The following is a 17,366-nucleotide window of genomic DNA, read 5'->3' on the forward strand; positions in this document are numbered from 1 at the left end:
CTGAGATCACGCCAGGTACCGGTGCACGAGCATGACCGCCATCGCGCCCTCGCCGACCGCCGAGGCGACCCGCTTGGCCGACTCGGCGTGCACGTCGCCCGCGACGAACACGCCCGGCACGCTGGTTTCCAAATGGTGTGGCGGGCGGGGCAATTCCCAGCCCGACGGACGCGCGCCGTCGACCATCAGATCGGGACCGGCCAGCACGTATCCGGAATCGTCGCGCTTGACGACGCCGTCGAGCCAGTCGGTCTGCGGCGCCGCGCCGATGAAGAGGAAGAGACGCTCGGCTTCGGCCTTCTCCTCCGTGCCTGTGACGTTGTCGCGCAACACGATCCACTCCAGGTGATCGTTGCCGTCCGCGGCGCTCACCTCGGTGTTGGTGTGCACCTTGATATTCGGGATCTGCGCGATCTGCTGGATCAGGTAGTGCGACATCGACTTCTCCAGCGAGTCCCCGCGCACCACCAAGTGCACCGTGCGGGCGTTGCGGGACAAGAAGACCGCCGCCTGTCCGGCCGAGTTGGCCCCGCCGACGATGTAGACCTCGTGGTCGGCGCATTCGGACGCCTCGGTCATCGCCGAGCCGTAATACACGCCGCGACCGGTGAATTCGTCGACGCCGGGCGCGGGGTGGCGCCGATAGTCGACGCCCGTCGCGATGATCACGGTGTGGCCGCACAGGGTGCCGCCGTCGGCGAAACGCACAGTGCGCGCGGAACCGTTGACCTCGAGCCCCACCACCTCGCGCGTGGTGATCACCTCGGCGCCGAACTTGGCGGCCTGCCGCCGCGCCCGGTCGGCCAGCTGCGCGCCGGACACCCCGTCGGGGAACCCGAGGTAGTTCTCGATGCGCGAACTCTGCCCGGCCTGTCCGCCGGTGGCGGTGCGTTCGACGAGCACCGTGCGCAGGCCCTCGGACGCGCCGTAGACCGCGGCGCCGAGCCCGGCGGGACCGCCGCCGACCACGATCAGATCGTAGAAATCGCCGGTGGGGGTGACGTTGAGCCCGACGCTCTCGGCCAGCGCGCTGTCGGTCGGCTGGACCAGCGCGTCACCGGCGGCGGTGATCACCACCGGACATCGGTTCGGGTCGGCGCCCGCGGCCTCCAGCAGCCGGGCGCCCTCCGGCTCGTCGGCCAGGTACCAGCGATAGGGCAGTTGGTTGCGGGCCAAGAACTCGCGCAACTGCGAACAGCGCGGCGACCAGCGGTTGCCGACCACCTTGGTCTCGGTCACCGGCCGGTGTTCGCTGCTGCGCCAGGCGTCGAGCAGGCCGTCCAAGACCGGGTAGAGCTTCTCCTCCGGCGGATCCCACGGCTTGAGCAGGTAGTGGTCCAGGTCGACGACGTTGATCGCGTCGATCGCGGCGTTGGTGTCAGCGTAGGCGGTCAGCAGGACGCGGCGCGCGTACGGGTGCAGATCCATGGCCTGCTCGAGGAATTCGATGCCGTCCATGCCGGGCATCCGGTAGTCGGCGATCAGCACGGCGACCGACTGGCCGCGCAATTTCATCTCACGCAGGGCTTCGAGCGCCTGCGGGCCGGATTCCGCGCGCAGAATCCGGTAGTCGGCGCCGTAGCGACGGCGCAGGTCGCGGACGACCGCCCGGGAGACGCCCGGATCGTCGTCGACGCTCAGGATTGCCGGTTTCGTAGCAGCGGGTGAAGTCACCCCAGAAGTATCTCGCCTCGGCGTCGGGTGTGTCGCCGAAGTTTCCCGTCCCCCTGATCACCCCCGAGGTGTGGGTCACACCCGGTGTTGGAGCACCATCTCGAGTTCGCTCGGCGTGAGCAGCCGCTCCAGCCGTTCCTCTTGGGCGAGCGCCTTCGCGGCTCGGCGCGGTATGGAACCGGGCGCCGCGGGCCCGTCGTCGGGTTCTAGCGAGGGAAGCAGTGGGACTTGGTCCGGCTGCCGACGATGAAGAAGCGAGCGAAGATTCACGGCCGATCACCTCACGCTGGACGGGAAAGTTGGTGGCTGTGCTTGTGCTTCGTCTATCCGCCATTGTGCGCGGCCCATTACGACGGGAGGTAACCAAAAAGCCAAAATGTGACACAGTTGTCTTCCAACGGCGCCCGTTTAGGATGTCTGTTACTCGTCGTACACATGTGTCCGGTTTGTCCGGACCGCGCAACACCGGAGGCAGCGTTGCCCAACCACCTCGAAGCGTCCGTCGACATCGCCGCACCGCCGGAGCGGGTGTGGCAGATCGTCTCGGACCTGAAGCGCATGCCCGAGTTCAGCCCGATGACGGTCCGGATGATTCCGCTCGGCACGCCCAAGGCGGGCACCTGGACGGTGAACTGGAACAAGGACGGCTGGAAGCGCTGGCCGACGACGTCCCGCATCGTGCGGTTCGAGCCGAACCAGGCCTTCGCCTTCCGGATGAACGAGAACTACACGGTCTGGAGCTACACCCTGGAGCCGACGGCGACCGGCACCCGGCTGGTGGAGCGGCGCGATGTGTCCAACGGCGTCGCCTGGGCGGTGCGCAAGGCCATCGACACCATGCTCGGCGGCGAGCAGGCGTTCGAGGCCAACCTGGTTCGGGGCATGAACGCGACGCTCGCCAAGATCAAGGCCACGGCCGAGGCGGGCGCCTGATCTTCGCTCGATCGGCGGGCGGCACACGAACGCCCTCGCCCCGAGCGGGACGAGGGCGTTGACGCTAGTCATCAGGCGCAGCCGGACGTAGTCCGCCGCGGAGGTGCGCACAGGCGAGGCTGCCGGACGGTAGCCCGCCCTCGGACCGCGCAGGGCCGGAGCGAGGGCGGAGGTACGCCTTACTTCCAGTTCGGCAGCGTGACGACCTGCGCCGCGTAGGAAAGCCCCGCGCCGAAGGCGATGAGCAGCGCGGTGTCACCCGGCTTCGACTCGCCGTTGCGCAGCAGCGCCTCCATCGCGAGCGGGATGGACGCGGCCGAGGTGTTGCCGGTCTCCTCGATGTCGTGCGCGAGCGCGCAGTTCTCCGGCAGCTTGAGCACGCGCGCCATGATCTCGATGATCCGTCCGTTGGCCTGGTGCGGGATCATCGCCTGCATGTCGTCGGTGGTGAGTCCGGCGCGGTCGATCGCGTCGCGGCACACCTTCTCCAGCGAGTGGGCGGCCCACCGGAAGACGGCGGTGCCCTCCATGGTCAGGTACGGCCGGACCGCGTCGAGGCCCTTCTCGTCGATCTCGGCGAAGTACTCCATCCAGTCCTTGTCCTGGCGGATCGCGTGGTGCTGGGTGCCGTCCGAGCCCCAGACGGTCGGGCCGATGCCCGGCTCCTCGGAGGGGCCGACCACCACGGCGCCCGCGCCGTCGGCGAACAGGAACGCCGTGGAGCGGTCGCTCATGTTGATCGTGTTGGTCAGTTTCTCCACACCGATCACCAGCACGTTCTTCGACGTGCCGCACCGCACGAGGTCCGACGCCAGCGCCAGCGCGTGACAGAACCCCGCGCAGCCCGCGGAGACGTCGAACGCGGCCACGCCGTTCATGCCCAGTTCGGTGGCGATACGCGGGGCGGCCGCGGGTGTCAGCAGCAGATGTGTCGACGTGGCGACGATGACGCAGTCGACCTCGTCGTAATCCACGCCCGACGCTGCCAGCGCGTTCTGCGCGGCGGCCACGCTCATGCTCTGGATCGTTTCGTCCTCGGAGGCGAAACGTCGGGTCTTGATGCCCGACCGGGTCTGGATCCACTCGTCACTGGAGTTGATCGGTCCCGCAACTTCGTCGTTGGTGACCACACGGGCCGGGCGATAGACGCCGAGCCCGAGGATCGCGGTGTGCTCAGCCCCGGTGGTCTGGGCGATTCGAGCAGACATGATGCGTCTCCTAATACCTGCGGCGCTGCAGCCGGGGATCCGGCGGAGCCTCGAACTCCTCATCGATGTGCCATGGCTACGAACTTAGACATGAGGCTCCCTCATATTACCCGAGGGTTGGCGCGCGAGTGCGTATTCTCACAATCGCCGGGTATATCGCCGAAAGCACGTCCTTCTACTGCTCGGCGTGCATCCCAACTAGTGATGCGAGGTCACCATGCTCGGTCTCGGGATTATCGGCTGGATCATCATCGGTGGTCTTGCCGGCTGGATCGCAAGCAAGATCATGAAAACAGACGCTCAACAGGGCATCCTGCTGAACATCGTCGTCGGCATCATCGGCGGTTTGCTCGGCGGTTTCCTGCTCAAGTTGCTCGGCGTCGACGTCGAGGGTGGCGGGCTGTGGTTCAGCTTCTTCACCTGCCTCGGGGGCGCGGTGATTCTGCTGTTCCTCGTCGGCCTGGTCACCGGCCGCCGGGCCTTGCGCTGACCGGACGAGTCACAGGCTCCTCCCGTAAGGTGTGATCGCTTGCGCCCGACCTATCGTTGAAGGGCGCAACCGAATGCATCCAGCACGAAAGAGGAGCCTGTGGCACGCCGTCCCACCCCGCCCGGCACGCCCGAAACCACCGGAGTCGGCCACGTCGTCGACTTGGTCAGGGCCGCCATTCCCCCGCTGCATCCCGCGGGTCTGCCCTTCGTCGCCGCGCCGCTCGCGGTCGCGGTGGTGGGCGGCAAGCGCAAATGGGTGCGCCGGACGGGTCTGGTCGCCGCGGCGGCCTGCGCCACCTTCTTCCGGCACCCGAAGCGTGTCCCGCCGAACCGGGCGGGCGCTGTGGTCGCCCCCGCCGACGGCGAGATCGCCTTGGTCGACACGGCCGCGCCGCCCGCGGAGCTCGGGCTCGGCGATCAGCCGCTGCCCCGGGTGAGCATCTTCCTCTCCGTGCTGGACGTGCACGTGCAGCGCACGCCGGTCTCCGGCACTGTCCGCGCAGTGCACCACCAGGCGGGTCAGTTCCGCTCGGCCGATCTGCCCGAAGCCAGCTCGGTCAACGAGCGCAACAGCATGCTGCTCGAGACCCCGGCGGGCAAGCAGCTCGTCGTGGTCCAGATCGCCGGTCTGCTTGCCCGGCGCATCGTGTGCGACGCGCAGGTCGGCGACGTGCTCACCATCGGTGACACCTACGGTTTGATTCGCTTCGGCTCCCGGGTCGACACCTACTTCCCCGCGGGCACCGAGCTGCTGGTGCAGCCGGGGCAGCGCACCATCGGCGGCGAGACCGTTCTGGCCGTGTTGTCATGATGGAAGCGGCTGTGCCCACCCAACGGCGCAGGCGCCGCAGCGTCCGGCTGCTTCCGAGCATCGTGACCATCCTGGCGCTGGCCTCGGGTCTGTCCGCGGTGAAGTTCGCGCTGGACGGCGAGCTCGATATCGCGCTGGCCATGGTCGGCGCCGCAGCGGTGCTCGACACCCTCGACGGCCGCTTGGCCAGGATGCTCGACGCCACCACCAAGATGGGCGCGGAGCTCGATTCGCTGTCCGACGCGATCTCTTTCGGCGTCGCGCCCGCGCTCGTGCTGTACATCGCGCTGCTCGACCAGAACAGCGCGGGCTGGATCGTCGCGCTGCTGTTCGCGGTGAGCATCGTGCTGCGCCTCGCCAGGTTCAACACGCTGATGGACGACGACACCAGGCCCGATTGGTCGCGTGAGTATTTCGTCGGCGTGCCCGCTCCGGCGGGCGCGCTGATCGCGCTCGTGCCGATCGGGCTGTACGTGCAGTTCGGTGACGGCTGGTGGGTCGGCTTCTACGAGGTCGCGGCCTGGACGGTGTTCGCGGCGGCGTTGTGCGTCAGCACGATTCCGACGCTGGCGATGAAGTCGGTGTCGGTGGCGCCGCAGGCGGCGGCCGGGCTGCTCGTGCTCGTCGCGGTGGCGGCGGCCCTGCTGGTGACCTACCCGATCGTGCTGCTGCTGATCCTCGTCGCGCTGTACCTGGGCCACATCCCGTTCGCCTGGCACTCGCAGCGCTGGGTGGCCGCGCGGCCGGAGACCTGGCAGCACAAGCCCGCCGAACGCCGGGCGCAGCGCCGGGCGCAACGGCGTCGTCCGGCGATCCCCTCCGGTTTCCGCGGTTCGACCGCGCGGCTTCGGCTGCGCAGGCCCGGCGGACGCCGGGAACAGGCCGACGACGTTCTGCGCTGACACAGGCACCGCGCGCTGGCCGAAGACTGACGGCGACGCGAGCGGCGAGCGCGGAGGAAGGTGAGGCGTGGAACCCGACGGACTGCGCGAATTCCAGGCGCATCGCCCGCGGTTGTTCGCGCTCGCCTACCGCATGCTCGGCTCGGCGACCGAGGCCGAGGACGCGGTGCAGGAGACCTTCCTGCGCTGGGACGGCACCGACCGGGCCACCATCCGCTCCGCGGAGGCCTGGCTCACCACCGCCGTCGTGAATCTCTGCCGCACCTGGCTGGTTTCGGCGCGGGCGCGGCGCGAGACCTACGTCGGCCCGTGGCTGCCCGAGCCCGTGCCCACCGCGGACGGCGAACTGGGTCCGCTGGAGACCGTCGAGGAACGCGAGTTGGTCTCGCTGGCGCTGCTCACCGCGCTGGAACGGCTGAATCCCGTGGAGCGCGCGGTCTTCGTGCTGCGCGAGGCGTTCGGGTACGCGCACCGCGAGATCGCCGACATGCTCGACCTCACCGAGTCGGCTTCCCAGCAGACCTACCGCAGGGCCGGTCAGCGCGTCCGCGACGGCCGGACCCGATTCGCGATCGAACCCGCCCACGCGCGAGCGCTGATCCAGCGTTTCCTGGACGCGGCGCGTTCCGGCGAGATCGATGAGCTAGGCCGGATGCTCGCCGCCGACGTCACCGCCACGGCGGACGGCGGCGGCCGGATCAACGCCGCGCGGCGGCCGGTGCACGGCGCCGACCGGGTCGCGCGCTACCTCGCCGGTCTGTTCCGCTGGGCGGTCCCCGGCATGGAGATCGGGATCGAAGAGGTCAACGGCGCACTGGCGGTGGTCGTGCGGGTCGCCGGAAATCCCATGCTGATGGTCGGTTTCGAGCTCGACGGCGAACTCGTCGGCGAGTTGTACCTCGTCGTCAATCCGGACAAGCTGGCCTACCTCGCCGCCGTTCGGGCGTAGCCGTTCTCCGGTGTGACGCGGCTCATGCCGCGGACTGTCAGGAAACGGGGGCCTATCCGGTCTGAGTGGTGTCGGCCTACGAGAGGAGCCACCATCATGACCGGGAATCAGCACATCGTCGTTCTGGGAGCCGGGTACGCGGGTCTTGCCGCGGCCAAGCGGCTGGCCGCGGCCGCCGGTGACGCGCGGGTCACGGTTGTCGACGCGCGCGCCGAGTTCGTGGAGCGGGTGCGGTTGCATCAGCAGGTCGCCGGGCAGCGGGTACGTCGCTGGGACTTGGCGGAACTCCTGGAGCGCAAGGGCATTCGATTCGTCCGGGCGCGGGCTACGGGCATCGACACGGTCGGCAAGCGGATCGAGCTGGATCGCGGTGCCGCCGCCGACTACGACATCCTGATCTACGCGTTGGGCAGTCTCGCCGATCCCGTCGGCGTCCCCGGCGCGGCGGAGTTCGCCAAGACCGTTGCCACGCCGGAGGATTCGGCATGGACCGCGAAGGGAACCGTCGCCGTCGTCGGCGCGGGCGCCACCGGCATCGAGCTGGCCGCGGAACTCGCCGAGTCCCAGCCGGATTCGCGCGTGCTGCTGCTCAGTCCCGACGAGCCCGGCGCTTGGCTCTCGGCGACTGCGGTCGCGCACATCCGGAAGGTGTTGGAGCGCTTGGGTGTCGAGATCCGCACGGACGCGAAGGTGGTCGAGGTGACCGCGGACGGGGTCCGGCTGGTGAACGGTGAATTCGTCGCCGCCGACACCACGGTCTGGACCACCGGGTTCGGCGTGCCCGATCTCGCCGCCCGCGCCGGTCTCGAAGTGGACGGTGCGGGCCGGGTGCTGACGGACGAGTCGCTGCGCTCGCTCTCGCATCCGGACATCTACGCCGCGGGCGACAGCGCGGTGGTCGCCGGCCCCGGCGGACGGTCGCTGCGGATGGCCTGCGCGACGGCGCTGCCGACCGGCAAGTACGCGGCCGACGTGGTCGCGGCGCGGATGCGCGGGCGGGACCCGCGTGACCTGCGGTTCCGTTACGTCTTGCAGTGCATCAGCCTGGGGCGGCGGGACGCGGTCGTCCAGTTCGTGCACGCCGACGACACACCGGCTCGGACCGTGCTGCGCGGTCGGCTCGGGGCGGGGGTGAAGGAGCTCATCGTGCGCGGCGCGGCGGCCGCCGCTGGGTTGCGGTAGCGGCCGCTGAGCCGGATTTGCGACGGCGCGGCCTGTGATCGCGTGCTGCCCGACCAGGCGGCGAGGCGGGGCGAGTAGCAGTAGAAGCCGGACCAAGATCGTCAACTAATGGTTGACGCAGAAGTATCGTCAACCTATGGTTGACGCATGACTTCTTCGATTCGTCTCGACGACCTCATCTCCGCCATAAAGAAGGCTCGGCCGGACAACGTGCTCGAACAGCTTTCCGACGCGGTCATCGCCGCCGGTCACCTCGGCGAAGTGGCCGATCACCTGATCGGCCACTTCGTGGACCAGGCTCGCCGCTCCGGCGCGTCCTGGACCGACATCGGCGCCAGCATGGGCGTCACCAAGCAGGCCGCGCAGAAGCGGTTCGTCGCGAAGGGGCCCGGCGATCCGGCCGACGCGGCCGCGATGGATCCGAACGCGGGATTCGCCAAGTTCACCCCCCGCGCCCGCGCGGCGGTGATGGCCTCCCAGCAGGCCGCGCTCACCGCGGGCAACAAGCTCATCGGGCTGCCTCATCTGGTGCTCGGGCTGCTGAGCGAGCCGGAAGGCCTTGCCGCCAAAGAGATGCTGACGGCGAAACTCGACCTGGAGGAGGTGCACGCCGCCGCGACCGCCGCGCTGCCGCCCGCCGAATCCGGCGACGAGGCGCCCACCGGTCTGGTGCCCTTCGATTCCGAGGCCAAGAAGGCGCTCGAGCTGACCTTCCGCGAGGCACTTCGCCTGGGGCACAACTACATCGGCACCGAGCACATCCTGCTCGCCATCCTCGAACAGGAGAACGGCGCCGGCCTGCTGACCGACCTCGGCATGGACAAGGCGAAAACCGAAGCGCACCTGGTGGAACTGCTTTCGGTGATCGCCGCGCAGAAGCCGTGAAGCCGGGGCGTCCCGGCGTCCGAATCGTGCTCGCCGCCCTCGTCGCCGTGGCGCTCCGCACGGTCGTGCCGAAGCGCGGTCCGTGTGCGGATCGAATGATTCTGTCGCTGAGAGCATTTCGGTACGCGTCTGCCGCTCGTGTGCGCCGCCGCCGCGTCGTCCGCGCGGCGGCCCGCCGTGGTCGGGACCTATGCCCGCCCATGCGCGACAGCGCCGCACGGGAGCGGGCCACCCGTCCGCGGGACCTACGCCCGCCCGCGCAACCCGCCGCCCCACCGCGGCCACTGCGCCTGCGGTTTGGGGGCGGCGATCAGCGATTGCCGGTCGATGTCGGTGACGAACAGCGGTAACCGCGGTGCGAGACCGTCCAGCAGCGCGAGCAGCTTCCCGCCCAGCGCGGCCTGGTACTCGGTCATCGTCAGACCCACGATCTGAAGGAAGGCGACCCGGCCGTTGGGGGTCGCGATGGTGCCGAGCTCCGGATCGGCGACGAAGCCGACGGCTTGGATCGCCGAATCCGGCCGGTCCGCGGCGAGGGAACCGTTGGCCTTGATGGTGTGGCCGGGCTCGAACCACTTGCCCGATTGGAAGACGTACCTGGCGAGGTTCTGCAAGAAGTGCGCGGGCCAGATCGGCGCCTGCGCCTCGGCGGGATCGCCCGCCAGCCGGAAGGTGAACTCGAACCCCCACCCGGAGACGTCCGGATCGTCCCATTCCTTCGTGCCGAGCTCGCTCATGCCGTACCCGACGTAGTGCCAATGCGGGACCGGATCGGTGCGCGGGTACGCGCTGACCCCCTCCAGCGGGTCCGGCCCGCCCAGTGACCAGGGGTGCCCGACCGTCCAGTGCACCGGTTGTAGCTCGCCGTACAGCTGTGCCAGGGCGCCATCGATCGCATCCCGGCCGGGTCCAACACTCACCCGGTCACTTTAGGGGGTCGGCGCAGAAGGAAATTCCCGCAGACTCCGCCCCCAGCCACCGATTGCCGGTGACGAGGCCGGGGTGCGATGTGCTGGTCGCTTGCTCTACCGGGGTGTGTCACCGCCGACCGCTAAGCTATAGCGATGGCGGATGAATCGACTGATACGGATTCCGACCTAGTCGCGGGCGAACGCCGCGCCGACTTGTTGCGCGCTCTGTCCTATGTGTCGACGGAATCCGGACCCGACGGCGAGTACATCGTGAACGGTGATCTTCCGCCCGAAGTGGCGCCACCGTTCATTCGGGCCGTCATGCGCATCGAGGCCGAACTGCTGCTGCACGACGCCGAGCTCGTCACCGTGGACAACGAGGAACCCAGGACACCGGAGGATCGTCGCACCGACGCGCTTGTCGCGCTGTTCCTGCGCATCGACGACCGGCACTGAGACGCGGACCGCGGAGCGCACCGGGAAGGCTCGGACCTTGCACTCGGCACCCTCGAGTGCTAGAAATGGCTTTGGCACTCTCGACCTGTGAGTGCCAGGGTCGGGACGGTGAGACCGGGTTTCATCGACACCCCCGGTCGTCCGTCGCGGGCACCGAACCTGGCCAGCGTAACTGGGGCGATCCAACCAGCGGTCGTCCTGTGTGTCAGCCATATACATGGAGGATCTCAACAACGCCATGGCCAAGACAATTGCGTACGACGAAGAGGCTCGCCGCGGCCTCGAGCGTGGTTTGAACAGCCTCGCCGACGCGGTCAAGGTGACGCTGGGCCCCAAGGGTCGCAACGTCGTCCTCGAGAAGAAGTGGGGCGCCCCCACGATCACCAACGATGGTGTTTCCATCGCCAAGGAGATCGAGCTGGAGGACCCGTACGAGAAGATCGGCGCCGAGCTGGTCAAGGAAGTCGCCAAGAAGACCGACGACGTCGCGGGCGACGGCACCACCACCGCCACCGTCCTGGCTCAGGCGCTGGTGCGCGAGGGCCTGCGCAACGTCGCGGCCGGCGCGAACCCGCTGGGTCTGAAGCGCGGCATCGAGAAGGCCGTCGAGGCCGTCACCGCCAAGCTGCTCGACACCGCCAAGGAGGTCGAGACCAAGGAGCAGATCGCTGCCACCGCCGGTATCTCGGCGGGCGACGCGTCCATCGGTGAGCTGATCGCCGAGGCCATGGACAAGGTCGGCAAGGAAGGCGTCATCACCGTCGAGGAGAGCAACACCTTCGGCCTCCAGCTGGAGCTGACCGAGGGTATGCGCTTCGACAAGGGCTACATCTCCGGTTACTTCGTGACCGACCCGGAGCGTCAGGAAGCGGTCCTCGAGGACCCGTACATCCTGCTGGTCGGCTCGAAGGTCTCGACCGTCAAGGACCTGCTGCCGCTGCTGGAGAAGGTCATCCAGGCCGGCAAGCCGCTGCTGATCATCGCCGAGGACGTCGAGGGCGAGGCCCTGTCGACCCTGGTGGTCAACAAGATCCGCGGCACCTTCAAGTCCGTCGCCGTCAAGGCCCCGGGCTTCGGTGACCGCCGCAAGGCCCAGCTCGCCGACATCGCCATCCTGACCGGTGGCGAGGTCATCAGCGAAGAGGTCGGCCTCTCGCTGGAGACCGCCGGTGTCGAGCTGCTCGGCCAGGCGCGCAAGGTCGTCGTCACCAAGGACGAGACCACCATCGTCGAGGGCGCGGGCGACGCGGAGGCCATCCAGGGCCGCGTGGCGCAGATCCGCACCGAGATCGAGAACTCCGACTCGGACTACGACCGTGAGAAGCTGCAGGAGCGTCTGGCCAAGCTGGCCGGCGGTGTCGCGGTGATCAAGGCGGGCGCGGCCACCGAGGTGGAACTCAAGGAGCGCAAGCACCGCATCGAGGACGCCGTCCGCAACGCGAAGGCTGCCGTCGAAGAGGGCATCGTCGCCGGTGGTGGCGTGGCCCTGCTGCAGTCGGCTCCGGCGCTGGACGCGCTGAACCTCACCGGTGACGAGGCCACCGGCGCGAACATCGTGCGCGTCGCGCTGTCGGCTCCGCTGAAGCAGATCGCCTTCAACGCCGGCCTCGAGCCCGGCGTGGTCGCCGAGAAGGTCTCGAACCTGCCCGCGGGTTCCGGCCTGAACGCCGACTCCGGCGAGTACGAGGACCTGCTGGCCGCCGGCGTCGCCGACCCGGTCAAGGTCACCCGCTCGGCCCTGCAGAACGCGGCCTCCATCGCGGCCCTGTTCCTGACCACCGAGGCCGTCGTCGCCGACAAGCCGGAGAAGGCCGCCGCTCCCGCCGGCGACCCGACCGGTGGCATGGGCGGCATGGACTTCTGATCCCCGGATCAGCGAGTTCCCGCTAGTCACGAAGGCCGGTCCACCCTCGGGTGGACCGGCCTTCCGCATAAGATCTGCGGTGCCGCCTGCTCGAGAGCGAGGGGACTCCATGACCACATTGCCCGCCTGGGCGAACGATCCGGAGATGCTGCTCATCACCGAGGACGGCTATGACGCGCTGCCCGACGAGGTGCAGAAGCAGATCGAAGTCATCGACGGACGAGTGATTCTCTGCCGCAGTGGAAGTTCCGAACACAACATAGTGGCCCGCAGGCTGGCCAATGCGTTCGAAGCGGCCCGTCCGCAGGAGCCGTGCATTCGCGTCGTCACCGATTTCGAGATGCACTACCAAAGAATTCGGCCGCATACGCCCGGGTTCTCGTTCCGTAGGCCTGATGTCGTGGTTCACCGACGCATCGAGCGGGGCCGCAAGCTGAGCACCGACAGTGTGCTGCTGGTCGTCGAGGTGGTCTCACCGGGCTCCGAGTACGTCGACACCGTCGACAAGCGCGCCGAATACGCGGCCGAGGGCATACCCGTCTACTTGGTCGTGCATCTCGACGACGAACTGCGGGTAAAGATCATCCAGGAATACCGCCTCGACTGGGCGAGCGCGGCCTACCGCCGCGCGGAGCCACACCAAGAGGTGCTCGTCCTGAACGAACCGTATCCCCTGAAGGTCGAGTTCAGCGCGCTCGACGTCTAGGACCGCCGTTGGGCGCTGTCGGTTCGTCCGGACGTCCGAGGGCACTGGCCGGACGGCACCCGACGGTACGTAAGCCGAGGGCACCCCGGGCAGCGCCTTTCAGGTGGTGGCGGGGAGGCGGAGGCGTTCGGCTAGTTCGTTGAAGATGTAGAAGTTGGGGATGGCGGCGACGGGGGTGAGGGAGATCCAGGTGCCGTCGACTTTGATGCGGACCAGTCCGCTGCGGGCATCGATGAGCTGGATGCGGTCCCAGGGATAGACCTGATTGCGGAAGCTCAGGGCGACCAAATCGAGGCCGATATCGCCGAAGTGGACGGTTTCGCCGTTATCGATTTTGAGGACCGCGCGCGGCAGTTGGGTGCCGGTGACGGCGGACTGGATCGCCCTGCCCCATTCGCGCGCGTCGGCGAACTCGGTGTCGTCGAAAGCCGCGTGCGCGCCGTTGGGTCCGCTCATCTCCAGCGAATACTCGACGCGCGAGGTGTTCTGGAACGGGATGACCTGCTGGCGCACTTCGGCGGTGTCCCAGCGGAATCCGGCGATCTGCTCACCGGATCGGTACACGGTCATGCCGTGGTCGAACAGATCGAGCCGCGCCGAGCGGTTCTGCTGGTTCTGCCGGCCGCGCACCGAGGCCAGCGTGGCGGGCAGCAGTGCGACGACGCCGACCGCGACCCCACCCGCGAAGGATCCGACCGCAGCGCAAATCACACCGACGGCCGCGAGTCCGCCCGCGACGATCCCGCACCCGCGCACGAAGGTGTCGCTCACCGGTGCGGGGAGAAATGTTTGGCGGTGTGTGCCGAGCTTTTCGTACTCGGCCATCAGGTGTATCAGCTGCGACAACGGTATGGCGCGCCGGACGCCGGTTCCGCCTTCACCGTCCTCCGGCATGCTCGGAGTGGTCAATAGTCCCTCCATGAGGCGGTTTTCATCCGCGCGAAGCGTATTCCACCGGACCGAATATCGCTACCGCAACCCCTGGTGAATTGGCGCGCCGGTGTCATCGCGTATTCACCCCGCCAGCACGAAGGCGACCAGAAAACCTGCCGCCGTGGCCATTCCGACCCACCAGCCGCCCTCCCGATAGGCCTCCGGCATGAGCGAATCGGCCAAAACCGCGATGGTCGCACCGCCCGCGAAAGCCTGCACGGTGCTGATATGGGTGTCGGAGAGATTGTCCGAGAGACTGTTTCCCAGCACCGTGACGAGCACGAGAACCGCGCCGGTCGCCGCCCACAGCCCGAACGCCCGAGCCTGTTCGAATCCGTGCTGGCTGCGCATGAGCGCCGCGCCGCCGATGGCTTCTGGCACGTTGCCGACGGCCACCGCGACCAGCAGCACCAGCCCGCCGCCCGAGGTCAGTGAGACGCCGAGCGCGGTGTTCTCCGGCACGCCGTCCAGGATGGTGCCGAGCATCAGCGCCCAACCGATGGCCGCCGCGCCCAATTTCGTCTCGATCAGATGGTTGGCGACCACGTAGACCCCGGCGCCCGCGAACAGCGCCGCCCCGGCGATCACCGCGCCCGCCTGGTGAAAGGCCGGTTCGAACAGTTCCGAGGACACCGCCGCGATCATGGTGCCCGCGCCGAACGCCATCAGCGACGCGAGCAGCGGCCTCGGCAGCGACCAGCGCAGCCCGATGGCCGCGCCGATCAGCAGCGGTACCGCGGTGCCGAGACCGTAGAGCAGTGCCTTCAGCATGCGCCTCACCATAAGCGAAATCGCCGCTTCGGCTTCGCGCCTGCGCCGTCCGAGCCAGTCGAGCGCCCGGACAAGGCAACTCGCTCAGATGCCGGCGACCGAGACGACGCGGAAGGCGCTCGGCGTGCCGGGACCCATCGGCCCGCCCTTGTCGAACTGCGAGGCGACCACCAGCGTGCGCTCGCCGTCGCGCACCAAAGTGGTTGGAATGCTCAATGTCTCGTCGGTGAGGCGTTCGTCGAGCCGCGCGGACGCACCGTCCTCGGTCAGCGTCCAGCGCGAGATCGTGTTGGTGGTGTTGTGGACCGCCCACAGCGTGTCGCCGCGCAGCTCGAGGCCGTCGCCGTTGGTCATATCGCCGCCGTGCAATTCGACTTTCCGGATCGGCGCGTCGGCGGTGAGGTCGACGCGATAGAGGTCGCCGCCGACCATGTCGACCACCAGCAGGTACCGCCCGGACGGGTCCGCGACCAGGCCGTTGAGGCTGAAACCCCCTGGTTCGCGCGGTTCGATGACGCCGCCGAGCTCGAATCGTGGTGTCAGCTCGCCGCGTCCGCCCTGCGCGGCGACTGCGCGCGCCTGCTCGGGAGTCACCCGGTAGACCACGGCGCGCACGCTGTCGGTGAGGTAGGCGGTGCCGTCCGGCGTGAGGACGACGTCGTTGACGAAGCGCGGTTCGGCGCCGGGCACGTCGAAGCGGGCGATCAGTGCGCGAGAGCCGGTGTCGTACACGGCGACTCCCGCGGTCGAGTCGGTCACCCACAGGCGGCCCGACCCGTCGACCTTCAATCCGTTCGCGGTTTTTCGCCCGTCGGCGCCCTCGGGCAGGAACACCTCGGCCCGCTCGGCGTCGGCCGTGGCGCGGTAGATCGCGCCGGTGCTGTAGGAGCCGACGTAGGTGTCGCCGGTGCGGGCGTCCAGTGCGATGCCCTCGGGATAGGCGCGCTCGCCTGGCAATTCGTAGGCGGTGGTCACCCGCGGTGCTTCGTCGGGCGAGCCGCAGGCCGTCAGCGCGGCGAGCGCGAGGAGGGCGATCGGAAGGGTGCGCGTGCGGGACATGCCAGAACCTTTCGAATGTATCCATATTGAAGAACGTCAACGAACGTAGATTAGAGTTCTAATATCCGTCAAGACTCGAACGATGTGACGAGCGGATACCATGCCAGGCATGACCCCTATGCCCGCCTCCGAACGCATCGGCTCCTATGTCAAGCGCGCGGAGCAGGCCCTGGCCACGGCGAAGAACGCCGCACTGAAGCCCGCGGGGGTCACCGTCGCCCAGTACTCCGCGCTGCTGTTCCTCGCCGAGAACCCAGGCATCTCGGCGGCGGCCTTGGCGCGACTCTGCGGCGTCACCCCGCCGACCATGAACACCGTGCTCGGCAACCTGCAGGAGCGCGGTCTCATCGAGCGAACCCCGCACGCCTGGCACAAGAACGTCCTGGAGACCCGCCTCACCGAGCTGGGCGAGTCGGTGATGAAGGACGCCGATGCCCGCGCGATCCGGGTCGAGCGTTCGGTGGCCGCCGCGTTCACCGCCGCCGAACGCGACACCCTCATCGATTTGCTGACCCGCTGCGCCGACGCCTTCGACGCGGCCCGCCCCGAGGACGCGCCCGCGCCGAAGTAGTCGTCGTGACGATGCCGACCTACCGGTGTCGGCGGGCCGATAGTGGGGTGCTGCTCGTCGACGCTCGCTTCCGTCCGCGGTGCAGCAAAGAGCGACGTGCGAACGGCCCGGCGCCGCGCCCGACGTCGGTAGTCTGCGGTGATGGCGCACCTGCATGCGATCGGATTCGCGCTGGTCGCCGCGCTGTGCATCGCGTTCAGCGCGGTGTCGCGGCAGCGGGAGGCGGCGCGGGTGCCGGACGGGGATCTCGGGCGTCTCGGCGCGATCGGCAGCCTGGTGCGTCGGCCGCTGTGGTGGCTCGGGACGGCGGTCGGCGCGGGCGGTTACGTTTTCCAGGCGATGGCGCTCGGTCGCGGATCGGTGCTTCTGGTGCAGTCGCTTCTGGTGAGTTCGCTGCTGTTCGCGTTGCCGCTGGCGGCGACGCTCGCCGGGCGCGTGATTCGGCGCTCGGAATGGTTGTGGGCTTTGGTGCTCAGCGTCGCCATCGTGGTGCTACTGGTCGTCGGCGATCCACGGCAAGGGAAACAGCATGCGGCAGGCTGGCATTGGGCGCTCACGGCCGCGATCGGGCTACCGCTTCTCGCGGCTTGTCTGCTCGGTGCGCGACGACGTCCGGGCGGGCGGCGGGCGCTGTTGCTCGGCATCGCGGCGGGCGCGCTGTTCGGCGTCGCGGCGGTGCTGACCAAAGGTCTGGTCGCGTTGGTCGGCGAAGGGCCCGCCGCGGTGTTCGGGTCCGCGGAGACCTACGCCCTCGTCGTGGTGGGTGGCGCCGCGGTGGTCCTCCAGCAGGACTCCTATCAGGCAGGGGCACTGCAAGCTTCGCTGCCCGCCGCAACGGTGACCGAACCCGTCGTCGCCGCGGCCCTCGGCATCCTGCTGCTGAACGAGTACTTCGACGTCGACGGCCCCCAGGTCGTCCTGCTGGCCCTCGCCCTGGCCGCGATGATCACCGCCACCCTCGCCCTGTCCCGCTCCGCCGCAATCGAACCCGTCCCAGACCCCGCCCCGATCCGCTGACTCGAGTTCAGGTGTCGGTCGTCCCGCCGTCAGCACCCCGTC

Annotated in this window: 19 protein-coding genes; 12 read left to right on the forward strand and 7 right to left on the reverse strand. The window is 68.8% G+C overall.

Going from position 1 to position 17,366, the window contains the following annotated elements:
- Nucleotides 1-6: 6 nt before the first annotated feature.
- On the reverse strand, nt 7-1,674 hold the full coding sequence (locus ABZV58_RS04280; protein ID WP_354998714.1) for an FAD-dependent oxidoreductase: 1,668 nt from the start codon (nt 1,672-1,674) through the stop codon (nt 7-9).
- Nucleotides 1,675-1,749: 75 nt separating this feature from the next.
- Entirely contained in the window at nt 1,750-1,944 is a 195-nt protein-coding gene (locus ABZV58_RS04285; RefSeq protein ID WP_354998715.1) for a hypothetical protein, read from the reverse strand.
- Between the two features lie 207 nt (nt 1,945-2,151).
- Here ABZV58_RS04285 and ABZV58_RS04290 point away from each other — a divergent pair, with 207 nt between their 5' ends.
- Nucleotides 2,152-2,607, forward strand: coding sequence for an SRPBCC family protein (locus ABZV58_RS04290; protein ID WP_354998716.1), 456 nt, complete (start codon nt 2,152-2,154; stop codon nt 2,605-2,607).
- 179 nt (nt 2,608-2,786) lie between these two features.
- On the opposite strand, the gene ABZV58_RS04295 is transcribed toward ABZV58_RS04290, so the two are convergent.
- Complete coding sequence (locus ABZV58_RS04295; protein WP_354998717.1) at nt 2,787-3,815, reverse strand: beta-ketoacyl-ACP synthase III; 1,029 nt, start codon at nt 3,813-3,815, stop codon at nt 2,787-2,789.
- A 217-nt stretch (nt 3,816-4,032) separates the two neighbouring features.
- Here ABZV58_RS04295 and ABZV58_RS04300 point away from each other — a divergent pair, with 217 nt between their 5' ends.
- The 6 genes from ABZV58_RS04300 to ABZV58_RS04325 all read left to right on the forward strand — a co-directional run bounded on the left by ABZV58_RS04300 (nt 4,033) and on the right by ABZV58_RS04325 (nt 9,036).
- On the forward strand, nt 4,033-4,305 hold the full coding sequence (locus ABZV58_RS04300; protein WP_067791145.1) for a GlsB/YeaQ/YmgE family stress response membrane protein: 273 nt from the start codon (nt 4,033-4,035) through the stop codon (nt 4,303-4,305).
- 99 nt (nt 4,306-4,404) lie between these two features.
- Complete coding sequence (locus ABZV58_RS04305) at nt 4,405-5,118, forward strand: phosphatidylserine decarboxylase (protein WP_067791146.1); 714 nt, start codon at nt 4,405-4,407, stop codon at nt 5,116-5,118.
- A complete protein-coding gene (locus ABZV58_RS04310; protein ID WP_354999029.1) occupies nt 5,118-6,020 on the forward strand; it encodes a phosphatidylcholine/phosphatidylserine synthase in 903 nt (300 codons plus the stop codon). Before ABZV58_RS04305 ends, ABZV58_RS04310 begins: the two co-directional genes overlap by 1 nt.
- A gap of 67 nt (nt 6,021-6,087) precedes the next feature.
- Nucleotides 6,088-6,969 carry an RNA polymerase sigma-70 factor gene (locus ABZV58_RS04315; RefSeq protein WP_354998718.1) on the forward strand — a complete coding sequence of 294 codons (882 nt, stop codon included), beginning with the start codon at nt 6,088-6,090 and terminating at the stop codon, nt 6,967-6,969.
- A 96-nt stretch (nt 6,970-7,065) separates the two neighbouring features.
- On the forward strand, nt 7,066-8,151 hold the full coding sequence (locus tag ABZV58_RS04320; protein WP_354998719.1) for an FAD-dependent oxidoreductase: 1,086 nt from the start codon (nt 7,066-7,068) through the stop codon (nt 8,149-8,151).
- Between the two features lie 147 nt (nt 8,152-8,298).
- Nucleotides 8,299-9,036: a Clp protease N-terminal domain-containing protein gene (locus ABZV58_RS04325; RefSeq protein ID WP_354998720.1), complete on the forward strand. Its 738-nt coding sequence runs from the start codon at nt 8,299-8,301 to the stop codon at nt 9,034-9,036.
- Nucleotides 9,037-9,281: 245 nt separating this feature from the next.
- Here ABZV58_RS04325 and ABZV58_RS04330 read toward each other — a convergent pair whose 3' ends face one another.
- Complete coding sequence (locus tag ABZV58_RS04330) at nt 9,282-9,956, reverse strand: suppressor of fused domain protein (protein WP_354998721.1); 675 nt, start codon at nt 9,954-9,956, stop codon at nt 9,282-9,284.
- Nucleotides 9,957-10,100: 144 nt separating this feature from the next.
- On the opposite strand from ABZV58_RS04330, the gene ABZV58_RS04335 reads away from it, so the two are divergent.
- From ABZV58_RS04335 to ABZV58_RS04345, 3 genes are all read left to right on the forward strand, one after another.
- Nucleotides 10,101-10,403: a hypothetical protein gene (locus ABZV58_RS04335; protein WP_141808449.1), complete on the forward strand. Its 303-nt coding sequence runs from the start codon at nt 10,101-10,103 to the stop codon at nt 10,401-10,403.
- Between the two features lie 238 nt (nt 10,404-10,641).
- Entirely contained in the window at nt 10,642-12,267 is a 1,626-nt protein-coding gene (gene groL, locus ABZV58_RS04340; RefSeq protein ID WP_354998722.1) for a chaperonin GroEL, read from the forward strand.
- Nucleotides 12,268-12,376: 109 nt separating this feature from the next.
- Complete coding sequence (locus tag ABZV58_RS04345; protein ID WP_354998723.1) at nt 12,377-12,973, forward strand: Uma2 family endonuclease; 597 nt, start codon at nt 12,377-12,379, stop codon at nt 12,971-12,973.
- A gap of 99 nt (nt 12,974-13,072) precedes the next feature.
- Here ABZV58_RS04345 and ABZV58_RS04350 read toward each other — a convergent pair whose 3' ends face one another.
- The 3 genes from ABZV58_RS04350 to ABZV58_RS04360 form a co-directional block, all read right to left on the reverse strand.
- Nucleotides 13,073-13,882 (reverse strand): DUF6585 family protein, encoded by an 810-nt coding sequence (locus tag ABZV58_RS04350; RefSeq protein WP_354998724.1) that lies wholly within the window; start codon nt 13,880-13,882, stop codon nt 13,073-13,075.
- Between the two features lie 105 nt (nt 13,883-13,987).
- Nucleotides 13,988-14,677, reverse strand: coding sequence for a ZIP family metal transporter (locus tag ABZV58_RS04355; protein ID WP_354998725.1), 690 nt, complete (start codon nt 14,675-14,677; stop codon nt 13,988-13,990).
- A gap of 84 nt (nt 14,678-14,761) precedes the next feature.
- Nucleotides 14,762-15,736, reverse strand: a complete 975-nt coding sequence (locus ABZV58_RS04360) for a superoxide dismutase (protein WP_354998726.1) — start codon at nt 15,734-15,736, stop codon at nt 14,762-14,764.
- Nucleotides 15,737-15,845: 109 nt separating this feature from the next.
- Here ABZV58_RS04360 and ABZV58_RS04365 point away from each other — a divergent pair, with 109 nt between their 5' ends.
- Both ABZV58_RS04365 and ABZV58_RS04370 read left to right on the forward strand, forming a co-directional pair.
- Nucleotides 15,846-16,307 (forward strand): MarR family transcriptional regulator, encoded by a 462-nt coding sequence (locus ABZV58_RS04365; RefSeq protein WP_354998727.1) that lies wholly within the window; start codon nt 15,846-15,848, stop codon nt 16,305-16,307.
- A 141-nt stretch (nt 16,308-16,448) separates the two neighbouring features.
- The gene (locus ABZV58_RS04370; RefSeq protein ID WP_354998728.1) at nt 16,449-17,324 is read left to right on the forward strand and encodes a DMT family transporter; all 876 of its coding nucleotides are present in this window, start codon (nt 16,449-16,451) and stop codon (nt 17,322-17,324) included.
- Nucleotides 17,325-17,366: the final 42 nt, after the last annotated feature.

It is taken from the genome of Nocardia sp. NPDC004654 (assembly GCF_040609595.1).
In the GTDB taxonomy this organism is placed as follows: Bacteria; Actinomycetota; Actinomycetes; order Mycobacteriales; family Mycobacteriaceae; genus Nocardia.